The 18,981-nt window shown below is 59.8% G+C and carries 18 protein-coding genes; 9 read left to right on the top strand and 9 right to left on the bottom strand.

Features of this window, described 5'->3' with window-relative positions:
* Positions 1–42: 42 nt before the first annotated feature.
* Together BTE54_RS06080 and BTE54_RS06075 are read right to left on the bottom strand one after the other, a co-directional pair.
* A complete protein-coding gene (locus BTE54_RS06080; RefSeq protein ID WP_065655946.1) occupies positions 43–1,002 on the bottom strand; it encodes a helix-turn-helix domain-containing protein in 960 nt (319 codons plus the stop codon).
* Between the two features lie 105 nt (positions 1,003–1,107).
* Positions 1,108–3,192: a bifunctional diguanylate cyclase/phosphodiesterase gene (locus BTE54_RS06075; RefSeq protein WP_078051791.1), complete on the bottom strand. Its 2,085-nt coding sequence runs from the start codon at positions 3,190–3,192 to the stop codon at positions 1,108–1,110.
* A gap of 305 nt (positions 3,193–3,497) precedes the next feature.
* Here BTE54_RS06075 and BTE54_RS06070 point away from each other — a divergent pair, with 305 nt between their 5' ends.
* The 5 genes from BTE54_RS06070 to BTE54_RS06050 all read left to right on the top strand — a co-directional run bounded on the left by BTE54_RS06070 (position 3,498) and on the right by BTE54_RS06050 (position 8,786).
* Entirely contained in the window at positions 3,498–4,106 is a 609-nt protein-coding gene (locus BTE54_RS06070) for a 50S ribosomal protein L25/general stress protein Ctc (protein WP_065655715.1), read from the top strand.
* A 295-nt stretch (positions 4,107–4,401) separates the two neighbouring features.
* Positions 4,402–6,789 (top strand): EAL domain-containing protein, encoded by a 2,388-nt coding sequence (locus BTE54_RS06065; RefSeq protein ID WP_078051790.1) that lies wholly within the window; start codon positions 4,402–4,404, stop codon positions 6,787–6,789.
* Between the two features lie 17 nt (positions 6,790–6,806).
* Positions 6,807–7,520: a transporter substrate-binding domain-containing protein gene (locus tag BTE54_RS06060; protein ID WP_065655945.1), complete on the top strand. Its 714-nt coding sequence runs from the start codon at positions 6,807–6,809 to the stop codon at positions 7,518–7,520.
* 89 nt (positions 7,521–7,609) lie between these two features.
* A complete protein-coding gene (pth, locus tag BTE54_RS06055) occupies positions 7,610–8,326 on the top strand; it encodes an aminoacyl-tRNA hydrolase (RefSeq protein ID WP_078051789.1) in 717 nt (238 codons plus the stop codon).
* Positions 8,327–8,333: 7 nt separating this feature from the next.
* Positions 8,334–8,786: a GNAT family N-acetyltransferase gene (locus BTE54_RS06050; protein ID WP_078051788.1), complete on the top strand. Its 453-nt coding sequence runs from the start codon at positions 8,334–8,336 to the stop codon at positions 8,784–8,786.
* A gap of 3 nt (positions 8,787–8,789) precedes the next feature.
* On the opposite strand, the gene clpS is transcribed toward BTE54_RS06050, so the two are convergent.
* On the bottom strand, positions 8,790–9,101 hold the full coding sequence (gene clpS / locus BTE54_RS06045) for an ATP-dependent Clp protease adapter ClpS (RefSeq protein WP_065655944.1): 312 nt from the start codon (positions 9,099–9,101) through the stop codon (positions 8,790–8,792).
* A gap of 241 nt (positions 9,102–9,342) precedes the next feature.
* Between clpS and ychF the strand changes: the two genes are divergently transcribed.
* From ychF to BTE54_RS06030, 3 genes are all read left to right on the top strand, one after another.
* Positions 9,343–10,446 (top strand): redox-regulated ATPase YchF, encoded by a 1,104-nt coding sequence (gene ychF / locus BTE54_RS06040; protein ID WP_078051787.1) that lies wholly within the window; start codon positions 9,343–9,345, stop codon positions 10,444–10,446.
* Positions 10,447–10,753: 307 nt separating this feature from the next.
* Entirely contained in the window at positions 10,754–11,227 is a 474-nt protein-coding gene (locus BTE54_RS06035; RefSeq protein WP_065655710.1) for a MaoC family dehydratase, read from the top strand.
* Entirely contained in the window at positions 11,224–11,691 is a 468-nt protein-coding gene (locus tag BTE54_RS06030) for a MaoC family dehydratase (protein ID WP_078051786.1), read from the top strand. The genes BTE54_RS06035 and BTE54_RS06030 overlap by 4 nt, the downstream gene beginning before the upstream one ends.
* A 43-nt stretch (positions 11,692–11,734) precedes the next feature.
* On the opposite strand, the gene BTE54_RS06025 is transcribed toward BTE54_RS06030, so the two are convergent.
* From BTE54_RS06025 to petA, 5 genes are all read right to left on the bottom strand, one after another.
* Positions 11,735–12,277 (bottom strand): adenine phosphoribosyltransferase, encoded by a 543-nt coding sequence (locus BTE54_RS06025; RefSeq protein WP_003494623.1) that lies wholly within the window; start codon positions 12,275–12,277, stop codon positions 11,735–11,737.
* A 92-nt stretch (positions 12,278–12,369) separates the two neighbouring features.
* Entirely contained in the window at positions 12,370–12,762 is a 393-nt protein-coding gene (locus tag BTE54_RS06020; protein WP_078051948.1) for a GFA family protein, read from the bottom strand.
* A gap of 84 nt (positions 12,763–12,846) precedes the next feature.
* Positions 12,847–13,758: a cytochrome c1 gene (locus BTE54_RS06015; protein ID WP_078051785.1), complete on the bottom strand. Its 912-nt coding sequence runs from the start codon at positions 13,756–13,758 to the stop codon at positions 12,847–12,849.
* 22 nt (positions 13,759–13,780) lie between these two features.
* Entirely contained in the window at positions 13,781–15,103 is a 1,323-nt protein-coding gene (locus BTE54_RS06010) for a cytochrome b N-terminal domain-containing protein (protein WP_065655707.1), read from the bottom strand.
* A 14-nt stretch (positions 15,104–15,117) separates the two neighbouring features.
* Complete coding sequence (gene petA, locus BTE54_RS06005) at positions 15,118–15,696, bottom strand: ubiquinol-cytochrome c reductase iron-sulfur subunit (RefSeq protein WP_065655706.1); 579 nt, start codon at positions 15,694–15,696, stop codon at positions 15,118–15,120.
* Between the two features lie 309 nt (positions 15,697–16,005).
* Between petA and BTE54_RS06000 the strand changes: the two genes are divergently transcribed.
* The gene (locus tag BTE54_RS06000; protein ID WP_078051784.1) at positions 16,006–16,938 is read left to right on the top strand and encodes an endonuclease/exonuclease/phosphatase family protein; all 933 of its coding nucleotides are present in this window, start codon (positions 16,006–16,008) and stop codon (positions 16,936–16,938) included.
* A gap of 9 nt (positions 16,939–16,947) precedes the next feature.
* Here BTE54_RS06000 and BTE54_RS05995 read toward each other — a convergent pair whose 3' ends face one another.
* Positions 16,948–18,816 (bottom strand): ABC transporter ATP-binding protein, encoded by a 1,869-nt coding sequence (locus tag BTE54_RS05995; RefSeq protein ID WP_078051947.1) that lies wholly within the window; start codon positions 18,814–18,816, stop codon positions 16,948–16,950.
* Between the last annotated feature and the right edge of the window lie 165 nt (positions 18,817–18,981).

Genomic DNA, 18,981 nt, shown 5'->3' with positions numbered 1-18,981 from the left:
CGTTGATCCGGCGCGATCGGCCGGATCGCAACCACAAGGACGTCAATGAACGTCGAATTTCTTCATCTTGCGATGAAGCGTGGCCCGGCTGATGCCGAGCAAGGACGCGGCCTGCGTGACATTGCCGTTGGTGCGCGACAACACGCGCCGCAACGCCGAGCGCTCCGCTTCCGCAAGATCGGAACCGCCATCGTGGCGTTGCTCCTGAAGAACATCGGCGGCGGGCAGTCCCTGCGCGATGCGGGCATCGTCCAGCTTCAACGCAAGGCGTGCGGCACGGGTCGCGCCCAGCACGAGATCGTCCTGATCTACGGCGAGCAGCGACAGCGCCGCTCCGAACCCGCTCGGCACGACGACGATGCGCGCACCCGGAAAGGCGCGGCGGAAAAGATTGCCCTCGATACGCTGCGCCGCATCCTTCACCGCCTGGGTGACGAAGGAGAAAGTCATCTCGTTGATGTCGTCGCGGCAGGTGGAAATATCGAGCGCGCCGGTCACCCGGCCGGTATGATCGCGGATGGGAGCCGTGGTGCAGCAGAGTTCGGTATTCGACGTGAAGAAATGCTGATCGCGGTAGACCACCACCGAGCGCTCATCCACCAGCGCCGTGCCGATACCGTTGGTGCCCACGCTTTCTTCGCTCCAGACCGCCCCGGACCAGAGGCCAAGCGCACGGAAATCACGGTCATCGCCCGAAGCGCCGCGCCGCTCCAGCGCAACGCCCTGCGCGTCGGTCAAAAGCAGGCAGCAGCCGGATCTGCCGACGCTTTGGAAAATGCGGTCGAGTTCATCCGTGCTTTCGGCAATCAGGCCGGCCGCACTTTCGCGGGCGCGGCGGAACTCATACTCGCTGAGAAAGATCGGCTTGCGGTTTTCCTCCGGTGCAAGATGATGTTTGACCATGCAGCGACGCCAGGAGGCGACAATCGGAGAACTTGCGGCTGCGGAACGATGGCGCGCGGTTTCATACACGCGTTCCGCATGGGCGATGTCTGTCGGCATACGCTCCTCCCAAAGCTTTTCGGCGATGGTGCGCTGGAAGCGGCCATGTTTCAACAAAAAATTTCGCGACCGGCCTTGCCGGGCGCAGCCGCAGGTGCCGCCGGACTATCGGACCGCCTTGAAATAACGCCGGCCGGCGGTAACGTCCGTTTCATCCTCGGCCGAAAGGAACGTATCGTCCACGAGATTGGCGATGGAGGTCAGCGGACCGGGCTTGCCGAAAAAGAAGCCCTGCACCTGCAGGCAACCTTCACGCCGCAGGAACTCGATATGGGCCTTGGTTTCGACTCCTTCCGCAAGCACCGGAATATTGAGGCTGTGCGCCAGAATGAGCGTCGAGCGAACGATCGCCTCCGACTGCACGTTGGTCGACAGGCCATCGATGAAGGCCCGGTCGATCTTGATCTTGTCGAAGGGGAAGCTCTGCAGCGTCGAAAGCGAGGAATAGCCCGTGCCGTAGTCATCCATGGCGATCTTGACGCCGAGCGACTTGAGTTTGCGGATGGTGACGAGCGCGTGGCGGTGGTCGGCGATGATGCTGCCTTCGGTAATTTCCAGCTCGAGCCTTTCCGGCGCAAGTCCCGTTTCGGCAAGAATTCTCTCAACCTTGTCGGGGAAATCATTATCCGCAAGCTGCTGCGGCGCGACGTTAACGGCAATGGCGAGTGACTTTTTCCACCGCGCAGCCTGCGCGCAGGCTTCTCTCAGAACCCATTCGCCCAGTTCGACGATAAAGCCGGTCTGTTCGGCGATCGGAATGAATTCGGTCGGCGAAACCATGCCCCGTTCGGGATGGTTCCAGCGCAAAAGCGCTTCGAAACCGACGATGCTGCCGCTTTTGGTGTCGTTCTGCTGCTGGTAATAAAGCTCGAACTCGTTATTGGCGAGGCCGCTGCGCATGGCGATGGCCAGCACGTTGCGCTCACGCGCGGCCTCGTCCATGGATTTGTCGTAAAAGCATATGGTTTCCGAAGTACCGCTTTTTGCCCGGTACATGGCGACATCCGCCTGGGCCATCAGCGTATCGGCATCGATGGAGCCGGTATTGCGAACCGATATACCGACGCTTGCGCCAACCGAAAATGTCTGCCCGTTCCATTCCACCGGCTTGCTGATCTGTTCGATCAATCGCTGGGCGAATTCCGCGCCGTCGGCGCGGGTGTAATAGGAATGGGTCATCGCCACAAATTCATCGCCGCCCATGCGGGCCAGAAACTCTCCGGTCTTCAGCACGGAACTCGCGCGGTCGGCGATGGCGCGCAGCACGGCGTCGCCTGCCGCATGGCCATGCACGTCATTTATTTCCTTGAAACGGTCGAGATCAATGGAAAGGAGCGCGGTGTGTGCGCCCAGCGAGACATGGCGTGTGCGACGATTGAGATGCTCGATGAATGCCGCACGGTTGGGAATGCCCGTCAGCGGATCGTGCAACGACAGATGGCGATAGCGGGCAACCGCCTGCTGGGTGGACTGCGCATCGATGACATAAGTGGAGAGCCCGAGCGCCAGAAGCAGAAGCGTCACCGCAATGGCGCCTCCGCCCATGATGGCCGGCGGAAGCAGGTTTTCCGGAATGACGATGCGCGGGTCGAAGGCGAAGGACATCGACGCCATGCCGGTGTAATGCATCGAGGCAATGGCGAGGATGAGAAACGCCACCGCGCTATACTGGCAGAAACGGTTAACAGGCCGGGCAACGCGATTGACCGCAATGGCGCCGAGCACAGCTCCCAATATCAGCGAGGCGATGACATAGGCCTGATCCCAGAAAATCATGCCCTGAACATTATAGGCGGCCATACCGGTATAATGCATTGCCGCAATGCCCAGGCCGAGGACCACGCCACCGGCTTCCACCAGCACGCTGCGCCCGCCATAGGCGGAAATGCCGAGGCCGGCAGTCGTTGTGGTAATGGCAATCAGAAGCGACAGCCCGGTCAGATAGGGATCGTATCCCACATCGCCCGCCGCGACATAGCCCAGCATCGCCACGAAATGGGTGGTCCATATCGCCGCCCCGCCATTGACGCCGGCCAGAAACAGCCAGTTGACCTTCTGCACGCCCGTCGCCAGACGTGCTTTCGAAAAAAGGCGCATCGACACGAAACTGCCCAGCATGCAGACGAAGACCGCTGCGGCGGTGTATCGATAGTCGTGATCGATGGTGAGGCACTGGAGAACTTTGAGCATTGTCATCTACGCAATTGGAATTTTGCATAGCCTTATCATTCGCCAAGTTTTCACCCGGTTTATGTGCATGGATAAGCATATATTAAAGGTTGCAACAACCGAGTGAATTAGCGAGAACTAATAAAATTACAAAGCGGCACCCGTGAAAAACGGGCCGCTCTTGTCTTTATGCACCGTTTGTATTATAGCGCCCGCACCCGTGTAGACACCCTTGGAGGCAACGCGGGCGGGATGGCCTTTGGCCTCTCCGGTTCAGGCCGCTTCATTCGGCGTGAACTCTCCATATAACCTCGAAAGGAATTGCCATGAGCAAAGAATCGTATGAGCTCAAGGCCGAGGCGCGCGAACGAGTTGGTAAGGGGTCCTCTCGTGAACTTCGCCGCAACGGTTTGATTCCCGCTGTCATCTATGGTGACAAGCAGGCCCCCATTTCCATCGCGCTCTCGACCAACGAAGTCACCAAGCGTATCCACGCTGGCGGTTTCATGACGACGGTTGCGACCATCGACGTCGACGGCAAGAAGATCAAGGTTCTCCCGAAGGACTACCAGCTTGATCCGGTCCGCGACTTCACCATGCACGTCGACTTCCTGCGCGTTTCGGGCAACACGCTCGTCAACGTCGAAGTTCCGGTTCACTTCGTCAACGAAGAAAAGTCGGACATCAAGATCGGCGGCGTTCTGAACATCGTTCGCCACACGGTGGAATTCCACTGCCCGGCCAACGACATTCCGGAATTCATCACGGTCGATCTCGCTGGTCTGAAGATCGGCGACAACGTTCACATTTCGAATGTGAAGCTGCCGAAGAACATCACGCCGGTTATCGCCGACCGTGACTTCACGATCGCAACGATCGTTGCTCCGGCCGCTGGCGTTGCAGAAGAAACGACCGAAGAAGCTTCCGAGGAATAATCGGCGGCCGCAAGGCCGACAGCTTTGAACAATGAGGCCCGTTCCGTTTTCGGAACGGGCCTTTTAGTTTTTATGAACTTTAAAACCAGAAAGCTTGCCATCCTCACCTGATACGCAACCCGTTTCAGTGTCGATTAACACTTCCATGAAACGATACCCTCGCGCTGTCGTGGAACACCGGCCGGGCTGAGGAAATGCGTGGGAAAACAGGCTTTTGCCGAAAACCCTTGCAAAACCCTCCGGGCGGAGGAAACGGGCGCAGCAAGTCTGGGGCAAAGGGTAGCTGCAATCGAACATGGCTCATTCCGTCGAAAGTCGCTTTATCGCGATTGTTTCCGGCGCACTTCTTACAGTGGTCGCCCCGCTCTTCACGCTTTTGCTGACGCTCTCCTACCACGAAGCCATTCGCAGCCAGCGTAACCACCTTGAGATTCTGCTGTCGACCAATGCGCAGGCGCTTGCCCGGCCCCTGTGGGACCTTGATGACGACACCATAAACCAGATTACCGGCACCCTCATTTCCGACCCCGTGATCAGGATGGTCGAGGTCAGGGATACCTCCGGCCAGCTCGATATCGTCCAGACGGCCGGCAGCGACATCATTCAGGATGCCGCCTCGACGACGCGCGAAGTGACCTACAAGACCACGAAGGGCTCCGTCACGGTCGGGCAACTGACGATCTATTACGACAATGTCAGCCTTCTGACCTCTTTGAGCCGCACCGAACTGGCCTTCATCACGATTTTCATACTCGCCGTCCTCACCATCGTTCTTGCCGCCATCGCCGGCAACCGCTTCATGGTCATCCGCCCGCTGATGCGGCTCGCGGCCGCCATCGAGGCGACGCGGCGTCTCGGCTCGCGCCACCACGTCGACTGGCGTTCGAAGGACGAAATCGGCCGACTGGCGAAAAGCTTCAACGAAATGCAGACCCAGCTCGAAAAGGAAGAGCTGGAGATCAAGAATGCGCATGAGCGCAAGACGGAAATCTACAACCGCACGCCCGCCATGCTGTTTTCACTCGACAGGCACGACCGCATTGCCGCCGTCAGTGACTATTGGGTGCAGGCGACCGGTTACGACCGCACGCGGATACTCGGCCTGAATTTCGCCGATCTCATCCATCCCGATGACCGGCTTCTGTTCCAGCAGCGCAAGACGGCTCATCCCCTGCCCGATGCCTCGCATAGCGGCATTACCGTGCGTTTCCATTGCATGGATGGCAGCGTCATGGATGCGCTCATCCTCGAAAAGGCCCTTGATTCCGGCGATGCGACCCATCAGAGCACCTGCCTCTGCGTCATGACGGACGTAACCGAACTGCGCCAGTCGGAAAAGCGCAACCGCCAGCAGGCCATTTCCGACCACCTGACCGGCCTTTTCAACCGTCAGGGCTTCGAGGCCATTCTCGACCTGCAAATCCGCGATGCGGACCGCAACGGCAGCGAGCTGGCCTGCCTGTTCATCGACCTCGACCGGTTCAAGGCGATCAACGACAATCTCGGCCATGCCGCGGGCGACGCCGTTCTCAAACAGTTCACGTTGAAGCTCGAACCGCTGCTGACACCGCTGGACAGCGCATCGCGGCTGGGCGGCGACGAATTCGCCATCCTTCTGGCCGGCGACAAGGTGGAAGAGCGCGCCCTGCAATTCTGCGAGCGCATCTGCGCCATGCTCGACACGCCCTTCGACATCGAAAGCAACAGCATCCGCCTCAGCGCCAGCATCGGTATGGCGGTCTATCCCCTGCACGCCGCCAGCGCCTCCGAGCTTTTGCAGAATGCCGACATGGCCATGTATACCCGCAAGCGCACGGGCAAGAACGGCTCGCAGGTCTTCGACAGCTCGATCATGGACCGGGCGCGCGAACATGCGGAGCTGGAACGGGATATCGCGCAGGCGCTTTCCGAAGACTGGTTCGAGGCCTATTTCCAGCCGATTCAAGACCTCGCCACCGGCCAGACGGCGGGTTTCGAGGCGCTGCTGCGTCTCAACCACCCGGACAAGGGCCTGCTTTCCCCGGCCACAATCATCAGCCTTGCGGAAGAAAACGGCACTATCCACCGCATCGGCAATGTCATTCTCGATCAGTCGATCGCCAATCTCGCCCGGCTGTCACGCCTGCCGGGCATGGAACAGACCTATGTGGCGGTGAATTTCTCGCCCCTGCAATTCGAACCGGGATTGCCGACGCGCATCGCCGGCGTTCTGCACCGCCATGGCATTCTTCCCAGACGGCTGGTCATCGAGATCACCGAAGCCGTTATCATGAAGGACGATCCGCAGGTCCGGGCGATCCTCAATGCCATCCACCAGCTCGGCTGCCGCATCGCGCTGGATGATTTCGGCACGGGTTATTCCTCGCTTAGCTATCTCAGCCGTTTTCCGGTCGATATCGTCAAGATCGACCAGTCCTTCACCCGCTCGATCTGCGACGACAGGATGGACATCAGGCAGCGCAACCGCATGCTGGTCGAAGGCATCGCGGCCATCTCGCACAAGATGAACTGCGCAGTCATTGCCGAGGGCGTCGAGACGGAAGAACAGAAGGCGCTTCTGAGCGATATAGGCGCGGATTTCGGGCAGGGTTATTTCTTCGCGCGTCCGCAGCCGGTCGAAAGGCTTATCTCCTCACTCGACACGGCGTCCGGGCAAAACCGCGCCGCTGCGCGGCAAGCATGAACCGGCAGGGGGCAGCCATGGGATTGATCCGCTTTTGCCTGATCTTTCTTGCACTCGCCACTCCGGCCAGCGCGGCCAAGCTCTTCCTGACCACCGAGGTCTATCCGCCCTATAATCTGCAGGCCAGCGACGGCAGCGTGCGGGGTGTCTATTTCGAACAGCTCAGAACCGTGCTCGAAGACACCGGCACCAGTTACGAGGTCGCCGTCATGCCCTGGGCGCGGGCGATCGCACTGGCCAGAACGCAGGCCATGCACTGCGTCTTCGCCGCCGCGAGAACACCGGAGCGGGAAAAACAGTTCAAATGGGTCACGCCGATCCATATCGACCGCAACATTCTCGTGGCGCGCCGCAACGCGAATATCGAAGCCTCCAGCCTTGAGGAAGCCAAGAAATATCGGGTGGGAACCCAGCGTGGAGATTACACCGAAGCGCTTCTCGAAAAGCTCGGTTTCCCGCAGGTGGATGTCGGCGCGGATTTCGAGATCACGCTTCACAAGCTCAAGGCCGGCCGCATCGACCTGATGCCCATGTCTGAAAGCACCTTCAAAAGCCTGCCCGCTGACACGTTCAGCGAAGTGATAACTCTCTCGCGGCAGCAGCTTGGGCTTGCCTGCAACAAAAGCGTGCCCGACGAGGTCATCGCGAAATTACAGGCCCGGCTGGACAGGCTGATCGCCGATGGAACGCAGCAGCGAATATTCGACCGCTACAATCTCGTCAGCCCCTGAGCCCATCCGAAACTCCATAAAAAGATTGACAGCCGGCGGTTTTCGGGGTGGTGACAACAGCATCATCAAGCAAAACGCGGACATGCCCCATGAAGATCATCGCAGGACTTGGTAATCCCGGCGCGCAATATGCGGGAAACCGTCACAATATCGGCTTCATGGCCGTCGATGCGCTGCAGCGCCTGCCGTCCTTTGCGCCCTGGTCGAGAAAATTCAAGGCGGAGATTTCCGAAGGCGAGATCGGCGGCGAAAAGGTCCTGCTGATGAAGCCGCTGACCTATATGAACCTTTCGGGTGAGTCCGTCGGCGAAGCCATGCGCTTCTTCAAGCTTGCGCCGGCAGACATCATCGCCATCCATGACGAACTGGATTTGCCGGCCGGCCGCGCCCGCATCAAGACCGGCGGCGGCCATGGCGGCCATAACGGCCTGAAATCGCTCGACGCCCATTGCGGCAAGGACTATCGCCGCCTCCGTCTCGGCATCGGCCATCCCGGGGACAAGGAGCGGGTGCACGGCCACGTGCTCGGCGATTTCGCCAAGGCCGACCGGGTCTGGCTCGATCCGCTTCTGGACGCCATTGCCGACAATGCCGCCATGCTGGTGAAAGCCGAGGATTCGCAGCTGATGAACAAGCTGGCGCTCGCCACGGGCAGCAAGCCGGAAGCCGAAAAGCCGGCCAAGGCAGCCAAACCCGCCGCACAGTCCCATATCCATCAGGCACGCAACAGCGCCCAGCCGAAAAAGCTGCCGGAAACCGGCCCGATGGCCGAAATGCTGAAACGCATGTTCAGCAAGAAGGACTAAATCGCAAATGTCTTCCGAGCCCATCGTCCTGCGGGCAGCCGGAGCTGGCGACCTGGCCGGATTGCTTCACCTTTACCGGGCGCTCAATCCGTCCGACCCTGAAATGATGGCAGAAGAAGCGAACACGGCTTTCGCAGCCATGCTCGCCCAGCCGGGCCTGACCGTGTTTCTTGCGACCGAAGGCGAAGAAGCGGTCGCCACCGCCACGCTACAGATCGTTCCGAACCTGACGCGCGCCGCCCGCCCCTATGCCCTTATCGAAAACGTGGTGACGCTGGAAAACCGTCGCGGCCGCGGATATGGCCGCGCGGTGGTGCGCCATGCCGTCGAGGCCGCTTTTGCGGAGAACTGCTACAAGGTGATGCTGCTGACCGGGCGACAACGCCCGGAGGTTCACGCCTTTTACGAAAGCTGCGGTTTCGTGCAGAACAAGACGGGCTTTCAGATCCGGCAGGGTTAACGCTCACTCCTCCGGCTCGGTGGTGAACATCAGCGGAAAACCCGCTTCCTTGCCGAGATCGGTCGCTTCCTTGGCCTTGGTCTCGGCAATATCGCGCTCGCAGACAACGACGACCGCGCTGCCGAAGCGGTGCGCCGTCATCATCACCCGGTGGCCGGTTTCCTCGCTCATGCGGAAGACGGCTTTCAACACCATCGTAACGAACTCACGCGGCGTATAGTCGTCATTCAGCAAAATGACCTTGTAGAGCTTCGGCCGCTCCAGCTTCGGTTTGACTTTCGGCTTCGGCTTGAGATCGACAGGACTGTCACTCATCATGGTCGCTCGTGCCTGTCGCTCATCGCGGTTATTCATGGGAAAACCCCATTGATGACGAAAGATCGATCGCTTGACCCGCTTATATTGCGCCGCAACCGCCGCATCGGCAACCCTGCCCGAAATTCCGCACCATTAAAGGGGCTTTGCCCGCACAAATCGGCCCGCGGGCTTGACCTTGCCCTGCCCTTTCCGCAAAAGGCTCCTCAACGAATTCTTTCAAACGGACAGGTTTCAAGCCATGGGCTTCAAATGCGGTATCGTTGGATTGCCGAATGTCGGCAAGTCCACTCTCTTCAACGCGCTGACGAAAACGGCAGCGGCGCAGGCGGCCAACTATCCCTTCTGCACCATCGAGCCGAACACCGGCGAAGTGGCGGTTCCGGATGCGCGCATGAAAATCCTTGCCGACATTGCCGGCTCGAAGGAAATCATCCCCACCCGCATCTCCTTCGTCGATATTGCCGGCCTTGTGCGCGGCGCATCGAAGGGCGAAGGCCTCGGCAACCAGTTCCTCGCCAATATCCGCGAAGTGGACGCCGTGGTCCACGTTCTGCGCTGCTTCGAAGATGACGACATCACCCACGTCGAAGGCCGCATCAACCCCGTGGCCGATGCCGAAACCATCGAGACCGAGCTGATGCTTTCCGATCTCGAAAGCCTTGAGCGCCGCACGGAACAGACCCGCAAGCGCGCCACCGGCAAGGATAAGGAATCGCTGGCGCAGTTGCCGCTGATGGAAGCCTCGCTGAAGCTCCTGAACGAAGGCAAGCCGGTCCGCACCCTGCTCTCCACGCTGGATGCCGAGGAACTGCGCATCCTTCAGGGCCTCAACCTCCTGACCGCGCATCCGGTCCTCTACGTCTGCAACGTCGCCGAAAGCGACGCCGTCGACGGCAACGAACATACCAAGGCCGTTGCCGAAATGGCCAAGTCCCAGGGTGCGGAATCCGTAGTCATCTCCGCGGCGATCGAATCCGAAGTCGCGCAGCTTCCCGATGAAGAGGCGAAGGAATTCCTCTCCGCCCTCGGGCTCGAGGAAGCAGGCCTCGACCGCCTGATCCGCGCCGGCTACAAGCTGCTCGATCTCATCACCTATTTCACCGTCGGCCCGAAGGAATGCCGCGCCTGGACCATCGAGCGCGGCACCAAGGCCCCGCAGGCGGCCGGCGTCATCCACTCCGATTTCGAACGCGGCTTCATCCGTGCCAACACCATTGCTTACAACGACTATGTCACCTTCAAGGGCGAAGTCGGCGCGAAGGAAGCCGGCAAGGCTCGCGACGAAGGCAAGGAATATGTGGTTCAGGACGGCGACGTCATCCACTTCCGCTTCAATACCTGATCTGGCCTTTGGCGACTTCGATAAGGTCCGCCAAGAAGGGTAACCGAACATTGCGGCGCGGTTTCTTCTCCCCGCCGGGGAGAAGGTGGCCCGAAGGGTCGGATGAGGGGGCAAGCTCTCGGTTTATCTCTACCCTCGCCCCCTCATCCCGCTGCCGCGACCTTCTCCCCCTCCGGGAGAAGGCGAAACGCGCGCCCACTCGCTCCAAACCACCTCCCCAAGAACCGGCCTCCCCGATTTGACCTTTACGTAAAGGGAAAAATCATTTTAGATGCCGCCGATATTGACTGTGCGAAGGGAGGAAACCATGACGCCGGTCGCGACATATGCCTATGAGGATTTTTCCGTCGGTCGGGAATTTCCTTTGGGCCCGCAATCGATTTCCGCAGAGCAGATCATCGCCTTCGCCAGCGAATTCGACCCACAGCCGATGCATCTTTCCGAAGAGGCTGGCCGCCAGAGCATTCTCGGCGGCCTGGCGGCTTCCGGCTGGCACACCTGCAGCCTGCTGATGCGGATGATGGCGGACAGCTACATTTCGAACTCGACCTCGCAGGGCAGCCCCGGCATCGATTTCGTCGACTGGAAAAAGCCGGTTCTGGCGGGCGATACGCTTGTCGGAAAATCCATCGTGCTGGAACAGCGGCCCTCCGCGTCGCGCCCCGGCATCGGCCTCGTGAAATTACGCCACGAGCTTTATAACCAGCGCGGCGTTCTGGTATCGCACGGGGAAAACACCGTGATGTTCCTGATGCGCGGCAATGGAGGCGTTGCAGCATGAAACTGGCAGAACTTTCTCCCATCGGCGAACGCGTCACCCTCGACACGCTGCATTTTTCCGCCGAAGACATCATCCGTTTCGCGCGCGATTTCGATCCGCAGCCCTTTCATCTCGACGCGGAAGCCGCAAAGAACAGCGTTTTCGGCGCTCTCTGCGCTTCCGGCTGGCACACCGGCGCAGGCTGGATGAAATGCTTCCTCTCTCACTGGGCCAAAGAGGTAAAAAGGTTGAAGCTACAGGGCCTTGAGCCGCCCAAACTCGGCCCCTCCCCCGGCTTTCGCGAACTCAAATGGAAAAAACCGGTCTTCGCCGGAGACGATGTCACCTATTTCGTCACCCTGCTCGAGACCCGAGCGCTGGAATCCAGAGCCGGCGTCTGGCTGAACACCACATTTAACGAGGGCGTCAACCAGTCGGGAGAAACGGTGCTGACCTTCCAGAGCGGGGTTCTGGAATTCGAATAGAAAAGCGTCGGGGCAATAGCGTCACCATTGCCCCGTTACCATCTCAGTGGCCGGAAAATTCCACCAGCGTGCGCACCTCGACACCGAGGTCTTCCAGCTTCTTGCGGCCACCGAGATCGGGCAGGTCGATAACGAAACAGGCGGAAACGATTTCCGCACCCATCTGCCGCAGCAGCTTGACCGCACCTTCGGCAGTGCCGCCGGTGGCGATCAGATCATCGACCAGAATGACCTTTTCGCCCGGCTGGACCGCATCCACATGCATTTCCATTTCGTCGACGCCGTATTCAAGGCTGTAGGCGACACGGACGGTGGTGTGCGGCAGCTTGCCCTTCTTGCGGATCGGCACGAAACCGGCAGATAGCTGATGCGCCACCGCACCGCCCAGAATGAAGCCGCGTGCTTCCATGCCGGCGATCTTGTCGATCTTCGTTCCAGCATAGGGCTGCACGAGTTCGTCCACGGCACGGCGAAAAGCGCGGGGGTTGCCGAGCAGTGTCGTGATATCTCGGAAGATGATGCCCGGCTTCGGATAGTCGGGAATGGAACGGATGGCAGCGGAAAGCTCCGAAGCGATAACGGTCATGGTATTTCCAGTTGAGATAAGGGAAATGGATCAGAAGGTTCGGACCACCCTATCAACTTGACGGCTGCGGACCAACTAAAAAGGGCCGGCGCTCATTCCGCCGGCGACATTCCCTCGATCCGCGCCCAGACCGGGCAGACATCCTCGAAGGAATGCGACAGGGGCCGCAGCGCCTCATCGTCCCTGTCATCGAAACTTCCAAAGACCAGCGCAACCGTCGGCGCGTCGTCGATGGCGCCAAGCGTGCTGCCGCAGATCGGGCAGAAGGCCCGGCTGGAGTAATCGGAGGATCGGAAAGTCGAAGGCGCGCCGCCCTCTCCCGTCCATGTCACCGCATCCTTCTCGAACTCCACCCAGGCAAGGCTGGGCGCACCGGAATGCCGCTGGCAGATATCGCAGGAGCAAGTGTGTGGATTACCTGGCTCGCCCTTCGCTTCAAAGCGGATGGAGCCACACAGGCAGCCGCCGTTACGAATTGTCGTCATTTCCACCATCCCTCCCGGCACATGAAAAGGCCCCCACGGAAGACCGTGGGGGCCAATGACTGACGGGCATCTTCTGGATGCCGATCAATGTTCCTTGTTGGCGTAGACCGATTTCTTGGTGAGATAGATCAGCGCCGTGAAGATGAACAGGAACACCATGACCATGAAGCCGGTGCGCTTGCGCTCTTCCAGATGCGGTTCTGCCGCCCACATCAGGAACGCAGCAACGTCCTTGGAATATTGGTCCACGGTCTGCGGCGCGCCGTCATCATAGGTCACCTGATCGGCACTGATCGGCGGCGCCATCTTTAAGGAAGTGGCGCTGACGAAGTACGGATTGAAGTGCGTGCCTTCCGACACCTTGTACTCCGAACCATCCGGGTTTTTTATGCCAGCCGGCGGATCCTGATATCCGGTCAGCAGCGCATGGATGTAATCCGGGCCGCCTTCCTGGTAACCGCCGACAATCGGGATCATGTCGATGATGAATTGCGGAAAACCGCGCTCCACGCCACGCGCCTTGGCGAGCAGCGACATGTCGGGCGGGGCCGCTCCGCCGTTGGCGGCAGCGGCCGCCTCATGGTTGGGGAAAGGCGAAGGGAAATGATCGGAAGGCACGGCCTTGCGATTGTACATTTCACCATCGGCGTTCGGCCCGTCCTGTACCTCATATTCCGCGGCGAAAGCCTTCACCTGCTCCTCCGAATAGCCGAGATCCTCCAGCGTGCGGAAGGAAACGAGGCTCATGGAATGGCAGGCGGAGCAAACTTCCTTATAGACCTTCAGGCCGCGTTGCAGCTGGCCCTTGTCGTATTTGCCGAAGGGTCCGGCAAAGGACCAGCTCTGCTCCTCGGGCTTGATGACCGGGAAGTGATTGCCGGCAATCGCATGCGTGGCCTGGGCGGCGAGATCGTGGCTTTCTTCCGCCGCCGAAGCGACGGCGACGGAACAGCCGATGGCGGTGATAAACGCGATGCTCGTTACAAGCTTCTTCATTGTCGTCATCCTTCCTTCACGCTCAGACTTCAGCAGCCGCAGATGCGGCACCTGTCTTGGCGGCGTTCTTTTCGAGAACGGCCTCGGTAATCGAATTCGGAATACGCCGGGGCGTTTCGACCAGACCGAGGATCGGCATAATGACGAGGAAGAAACCGAAGTAATAAAGCGTGCCGAGCTGCGAATAGCCGACATAATTGCCTTTCAGCTCGCCGGTGAGCAGGCCGAGCAGGCCAGTTCCTTCCGCCGGGCGTGAACCCAGCCAGCCGAGCATGATGGCATTGACCACGAACAGCCAGAAAAACATCTTGTACCAGGGACGATAGACGGCGGAACGCACCTTCGACGTATCGAGCCAGGGCAGGAAGAACAGCACGACGATCGCGCCGAACATCACGAGAACGCCGCCCAGCTTGGAATCGATGATCCAGATGTTGAAAGTGATGGCGCGCAGCATGGCGTAGAACGGCAGGAAGTACCATTCCGGAACGATATGCGCCGGCGTCTTCAGCGGGTCGGCCATGATGTAGTTGTCGGGGTGGCCAAGGAAGTTCGGCATGTAGAACACGAACCAGGCATAACCGATCAGGAACACGGAAACGCCGAGCGCATCCTTCAGCGTCGCATAGGGCGTGAAGGGAACCGTGTCGGTCTTGCTCTTCACTTCAACGCCGGTCGGGTTGGTCTGGCCGGTCACATGCAGCGCCCAGATGTGCAGGATCACAACGCCTGCGATCATGAAGGGCAGCAGATAGTGAAGCGCAAAGAAGCGGTTCAGGGTCGGCTGATCAACGGCAAAGCCGCCGAGCAGGAACTGCTGGATCCATTCGCCGATGGCGGGGAACGCGGTGAAGAAGCCGGTGATAACGGTTGCGCCCCAGAAGGACATCTGGCCCCAGGGCAGAACGTAGCCCATGAAGCCCGTCGCCATCATCAGCAGGAAGATCACGCAGCCGAGAATCCAGAGGATTTCGCGCGGCGCCTTGTAGGAGCCGTAATAAAGGCCGCGGGCGATATGCAGGTAAACCGCGATGAAGAAGAACGACGCACCATTGGCATGCATGTAGCGCAGCAGCCAGCCATGGTTGACGTCGCGCATGATCTTTTCGACGGAATTGAAGGCGACCGTCGTTTCGGCCGCATAATGCATGGCCAGCACGACGCCGGTGAGGATTTGCACCAGCAGCATGACGGAAAGCATCGCGCCAAAGGTGTAGGCGTAGTTCAGGTTACGTGGGACAGGATAGGCAACGAAGCTGTCATAGATCATGCGCGGCAAGGGAAGCCGCGAATCGATCCACCTTTCGATGCCGGTGGACGGCTGATAACTGGAATGACCACTCATGAATATCTGTCCCCTTATCCGATCTTGATCACGGTATCGGATGTGAATGCAAATGTCGGGATGGCGAGGTTTTCCGGCGCCGGACCCTTACGTATGCGGCCCGCCGTATCGTAGTGCGAGCCATGGCAGGGACAGAACCACCCGCCGAAATCGCCGGCCTGGCCGAGCGGAACGCAACCGAGATGGGTACAGGAACCGACCATGACGATCCAGTTTTCCTTGCCCTCGCCGGCGGAGCGGTCGATATCCGTCGCCTGCGCGTCGGCGGCGATGTTGGCATTGCGCGCCACAGGATCCTTCAGATCGCCGAGAGCGACGGCCTTGGCTTCCTCGATTTCCTTCTCCGTGCGGTTGCGGATGAAAATCGGCTTGCCGCGCCACTTCACGGTAAGCGACATGCCCGGCTCGACGGCCGTGACATCCACCTCGATGGAGGCGAGCGCCAGCGTCGATGCATCGGGACGCATCTGGTCGATAAAGGGCCATGCGACGGCGGCGGCACCGACAGCGCCCGCCATTCCCGTCACTAGGTAAAGAAAATCGCGACGGGTCGGTTCACCCGAAGCGTCGTGATTGGTTACGTGCTCGCTCACCGCTACACCATCCTCTGCGCTGTTTTTGCCGTAAATCGCATGAGTCCTCCCGCTATGATTTGATCCAAGACAAACTCCGTCCCATCGTCCTGGTCATTCTCGCGGCATTTGAGAAACCGCGTCATGTGTTTGATCGCAAAATATTGACTGACTTGGCAAGAGCAAAGCACACAAAGCTGCCGTAATTCTGCCGGAGGGGGCCGATTTGGCTCGCATTTTTTCGCCGTCCTTGGCAGGCGGGCAACATTGTGCGCATCCATGCACCATGTTAGGAGACTTCAAGGGAGAGCGCGGAAAGCAGGGATTCGGATGACGGCGAAGCTCTCTTGCATGGTCTCCACGGCGGTGGCTGCCGTTCTTTTCGTCGCCAGCCTGCGTTATGTGACGGATTTCTGGCTTCTCGCCTTCGTCACCAGTTTCCAGCTGCACATCGCCATCGTCTGTATCCTGCTCTCATGCCTCGTTTTCTGGCTGACGCGCGACGCGGTTTCGGCGCTCCTCGTCGTCTGGTCGCTTGCGCTCGCCATCCATGCCATTGCCATGCTTCTGGAATTTTCCTCATCCGCCAACCCGGCGCCGGGCGCCAAACCCTTCCGGCTGCTGTCCTTCAACGTGCTGATGGACAATGCCACCAATGCGGATGCAATTGCCGACACGATTCTCGAATCGGGCGCGGATGCGGTCTATCTCTTCGAGGCGGCGGCGCTGAAATCGGCCCTGCCGCGTCTGCAGCAAACCTATCCGCACAGGCTTGGCTGTTACACCGGAACGCCCGGATGCGATCTGGTCATCCTGTCAAAAAGACCGTTGCTGGAAGACCGTTTCCATAGTCTCAGCGATCTTCGGCGGGATCGGTTCGCCATAGCCCATATCGATCTCGACGGCACGGAACTGACGCTCGCCGCCGGGCATATCACCAAGCCCTATTTCGACGATTATCATAGCGACGAACTCGATGAAGTCAGTGAAATTCTCTTTCGCGTCCCCGGGCCGCTCATTCTAGCCGGAGATTTCAATTCGGCCAGCATCGCCCCTGACATGCGCGCTTTCCTCGCCGCCAACGATCTAAAAAAAGCGACCTTCGAACCCGCCACATGGCCGACAGAGGCCGGCCGCTTCGGCATCGCCATCGACCACGTCTTCGCCCGCGAACCGGCGACGCTGATGAAAACCACCCGCCTGCCCGACAGCCTCGGTTCCAATCATTACGGCCTGTTGGCGGATTTCATGATCGGGAAATAGCCGAAGGCCTTATTGCGCCGCTTCGTCCGCTGCAAGAAAACCGCCCGACTGCCGCGCCCAGAGTTCCGAATAAAGTCCGCCCTGCATGACCAGATCGGAATGGCTGCCCTGTTCGACGATGCGCCCCTGGTCCATCACGATCAGCCGGTCGAGAGCGGCAATCGTCGACAGGCGGTGGGCGATGGCCAGCACTGTCTTGCCCTGCATCAACTCATCCAGATTGCTCTGGATCGCCGCCTCCACCTCCGAATCGAGCGCCGACGTCGCCTCATCGAGCACCAGGATCGGTGCGTCCTTCAGCATCACGCGGGCGATTGCGATGCGCTGGCGCTGGCCGCCGGACAATTTCACGCCGCGTTCGCCCACATGCGCGTCGAACCCCTTGCGACCGCGCTGATCCTCGAGCCTGGCGATGAAATCATCCGCCTTGGCTCGCCGCGTCGCCTCCTGCAATTGCGCTTCGGTGGCGTCGGTGCGGCCGAACAGGATATTGTCGCGAATGGAGCGATGCAGCAGCGACGTATCCTGCGTGACCATGCCGATATGGGCGCGCAGCGATTCCTGCGTCACCCTGGCGATATCCTTCCCGTCGATCAGGATGCGGCCTTTTTCGACATCGTAAAAACGCAGGAGCAGATTGACGAGGGTGGATTTTCCCGCCCCGGAGCGTCCGACGATGCCTACCTTCTCGCCCGCTCTGATTTCGAGATTGAGATGGTCGATGACGCCGTTCGCGCGCCCGTAATGGAAGCTGACATTTTCGAAACGGATGCCCGGCTTCTTCACCTCCAGCGCCGTCGCCTCCGGCGCATCGACGAGATCGATCGGCTGCGAAATCAGTTCGGCGGCATTCTGCACCGTGCCGAAATTGCGCATAATGCCGTTGAACTGCGTCATCAGCCGGCCGAGCAGGAAGTTGAGACGCAGCACCAGCGCCAGCGTGAAGGCCACCGCACCGGAACTGATCTTGCCGGAAAGCCACAGATCGATGCAGAGCGCCGCCATGGAGGTGATCATCACGCCGGACAACAGCGCCATGGAGGCGCGCACGCCGGTGATGAACCGGGTGAATGTCATGGTCGCATGCTGGAAAATGTCGAAACCCTGCCGCATGTAGCGGTCATTGGCATCATCTCGCCCGAACAGCCGGAGCGTCTGGATATTGCTGTAGGCATCCACCATGCGGCCGGAGAGCATCGAGGCGGCTTCCGCCGTTTCCTTGGAATGGTAGCGGATACGTGGCACGAAATAGCGCGCCAGCAGCGAGAATATCCCCACCCAGACGACGACGACGACCGCAAGCCGCCAGTCCAGCCCGCCAATCAGGAACAGCATGGAAACGGAATAAATGCCGACGAACCACACGCTTTCCATCAGCGAGGTGACGAGATCGCCCGCTGCCTGCCCACCCGACCAGACCTTGGTGACGATGCGGCCGGAAAAATCGTTCTGGAAGAAGGTCAGCGATTGCCGCGCCACATGCATATAGGATTGCCAGCGCACCAGATTGTAAAAACCGGGCGTGATGATCTGCTGATCCACCAGCGCCGTTACCATGGTGACGATAAAACGCACCACGCCGATCAGCACCAGCATGCCCACCAGCTCGCCGCCATGGGCCGCAAGCAGCCCCGCCCAGCCCTCTTCCGGCTTCACGGTAGAGAGAATATCCACCAGCCGCCCGACGAACCAGAACAGCGCCGCCTCGATGGCCGCCGTCAGCCCGCCCAGCACCAGCATGGCTAAAAACGGCGCCTTGGCCTGCGAGATGTAGAACCAGATAAAGGCGAACGTGCTTTCAGGCGGCCGCAAATCGTCCTTGCGGGCGAAGGGCTTTATCCAGTTCTCGAAAAACTCGAAGATGCGGGTAATAACCATGATCCGGATATAGGCGGATTCCCGGAGCGGGAACAGCCGCGAAGGCTTCGGGAAGAGATTATATTTCGGTAACATTCGTGGAATGAAGAAGGGCGGGGAATGTTCCCCGCCCTTAAATCGACCCAGCGATATTTTGCGCATCGGTTGCATCCTCACACCGTCACC

This window comes from Agrobacterium sp. YIC 4121 (genome assembly GCF_002008205.1).
GTDB lineage: Bacteria > Pseudomonadota > Alphaproteobacteria > Rhizobiales > Rhizobiaceae > Agrobacterium > Agrobacterium leguminum.
The sequence above is the reverse complement of the archived record's forward strand: the minus strand, read 5'-3'. Positions and strand labels throughout refer to the sequence as shown.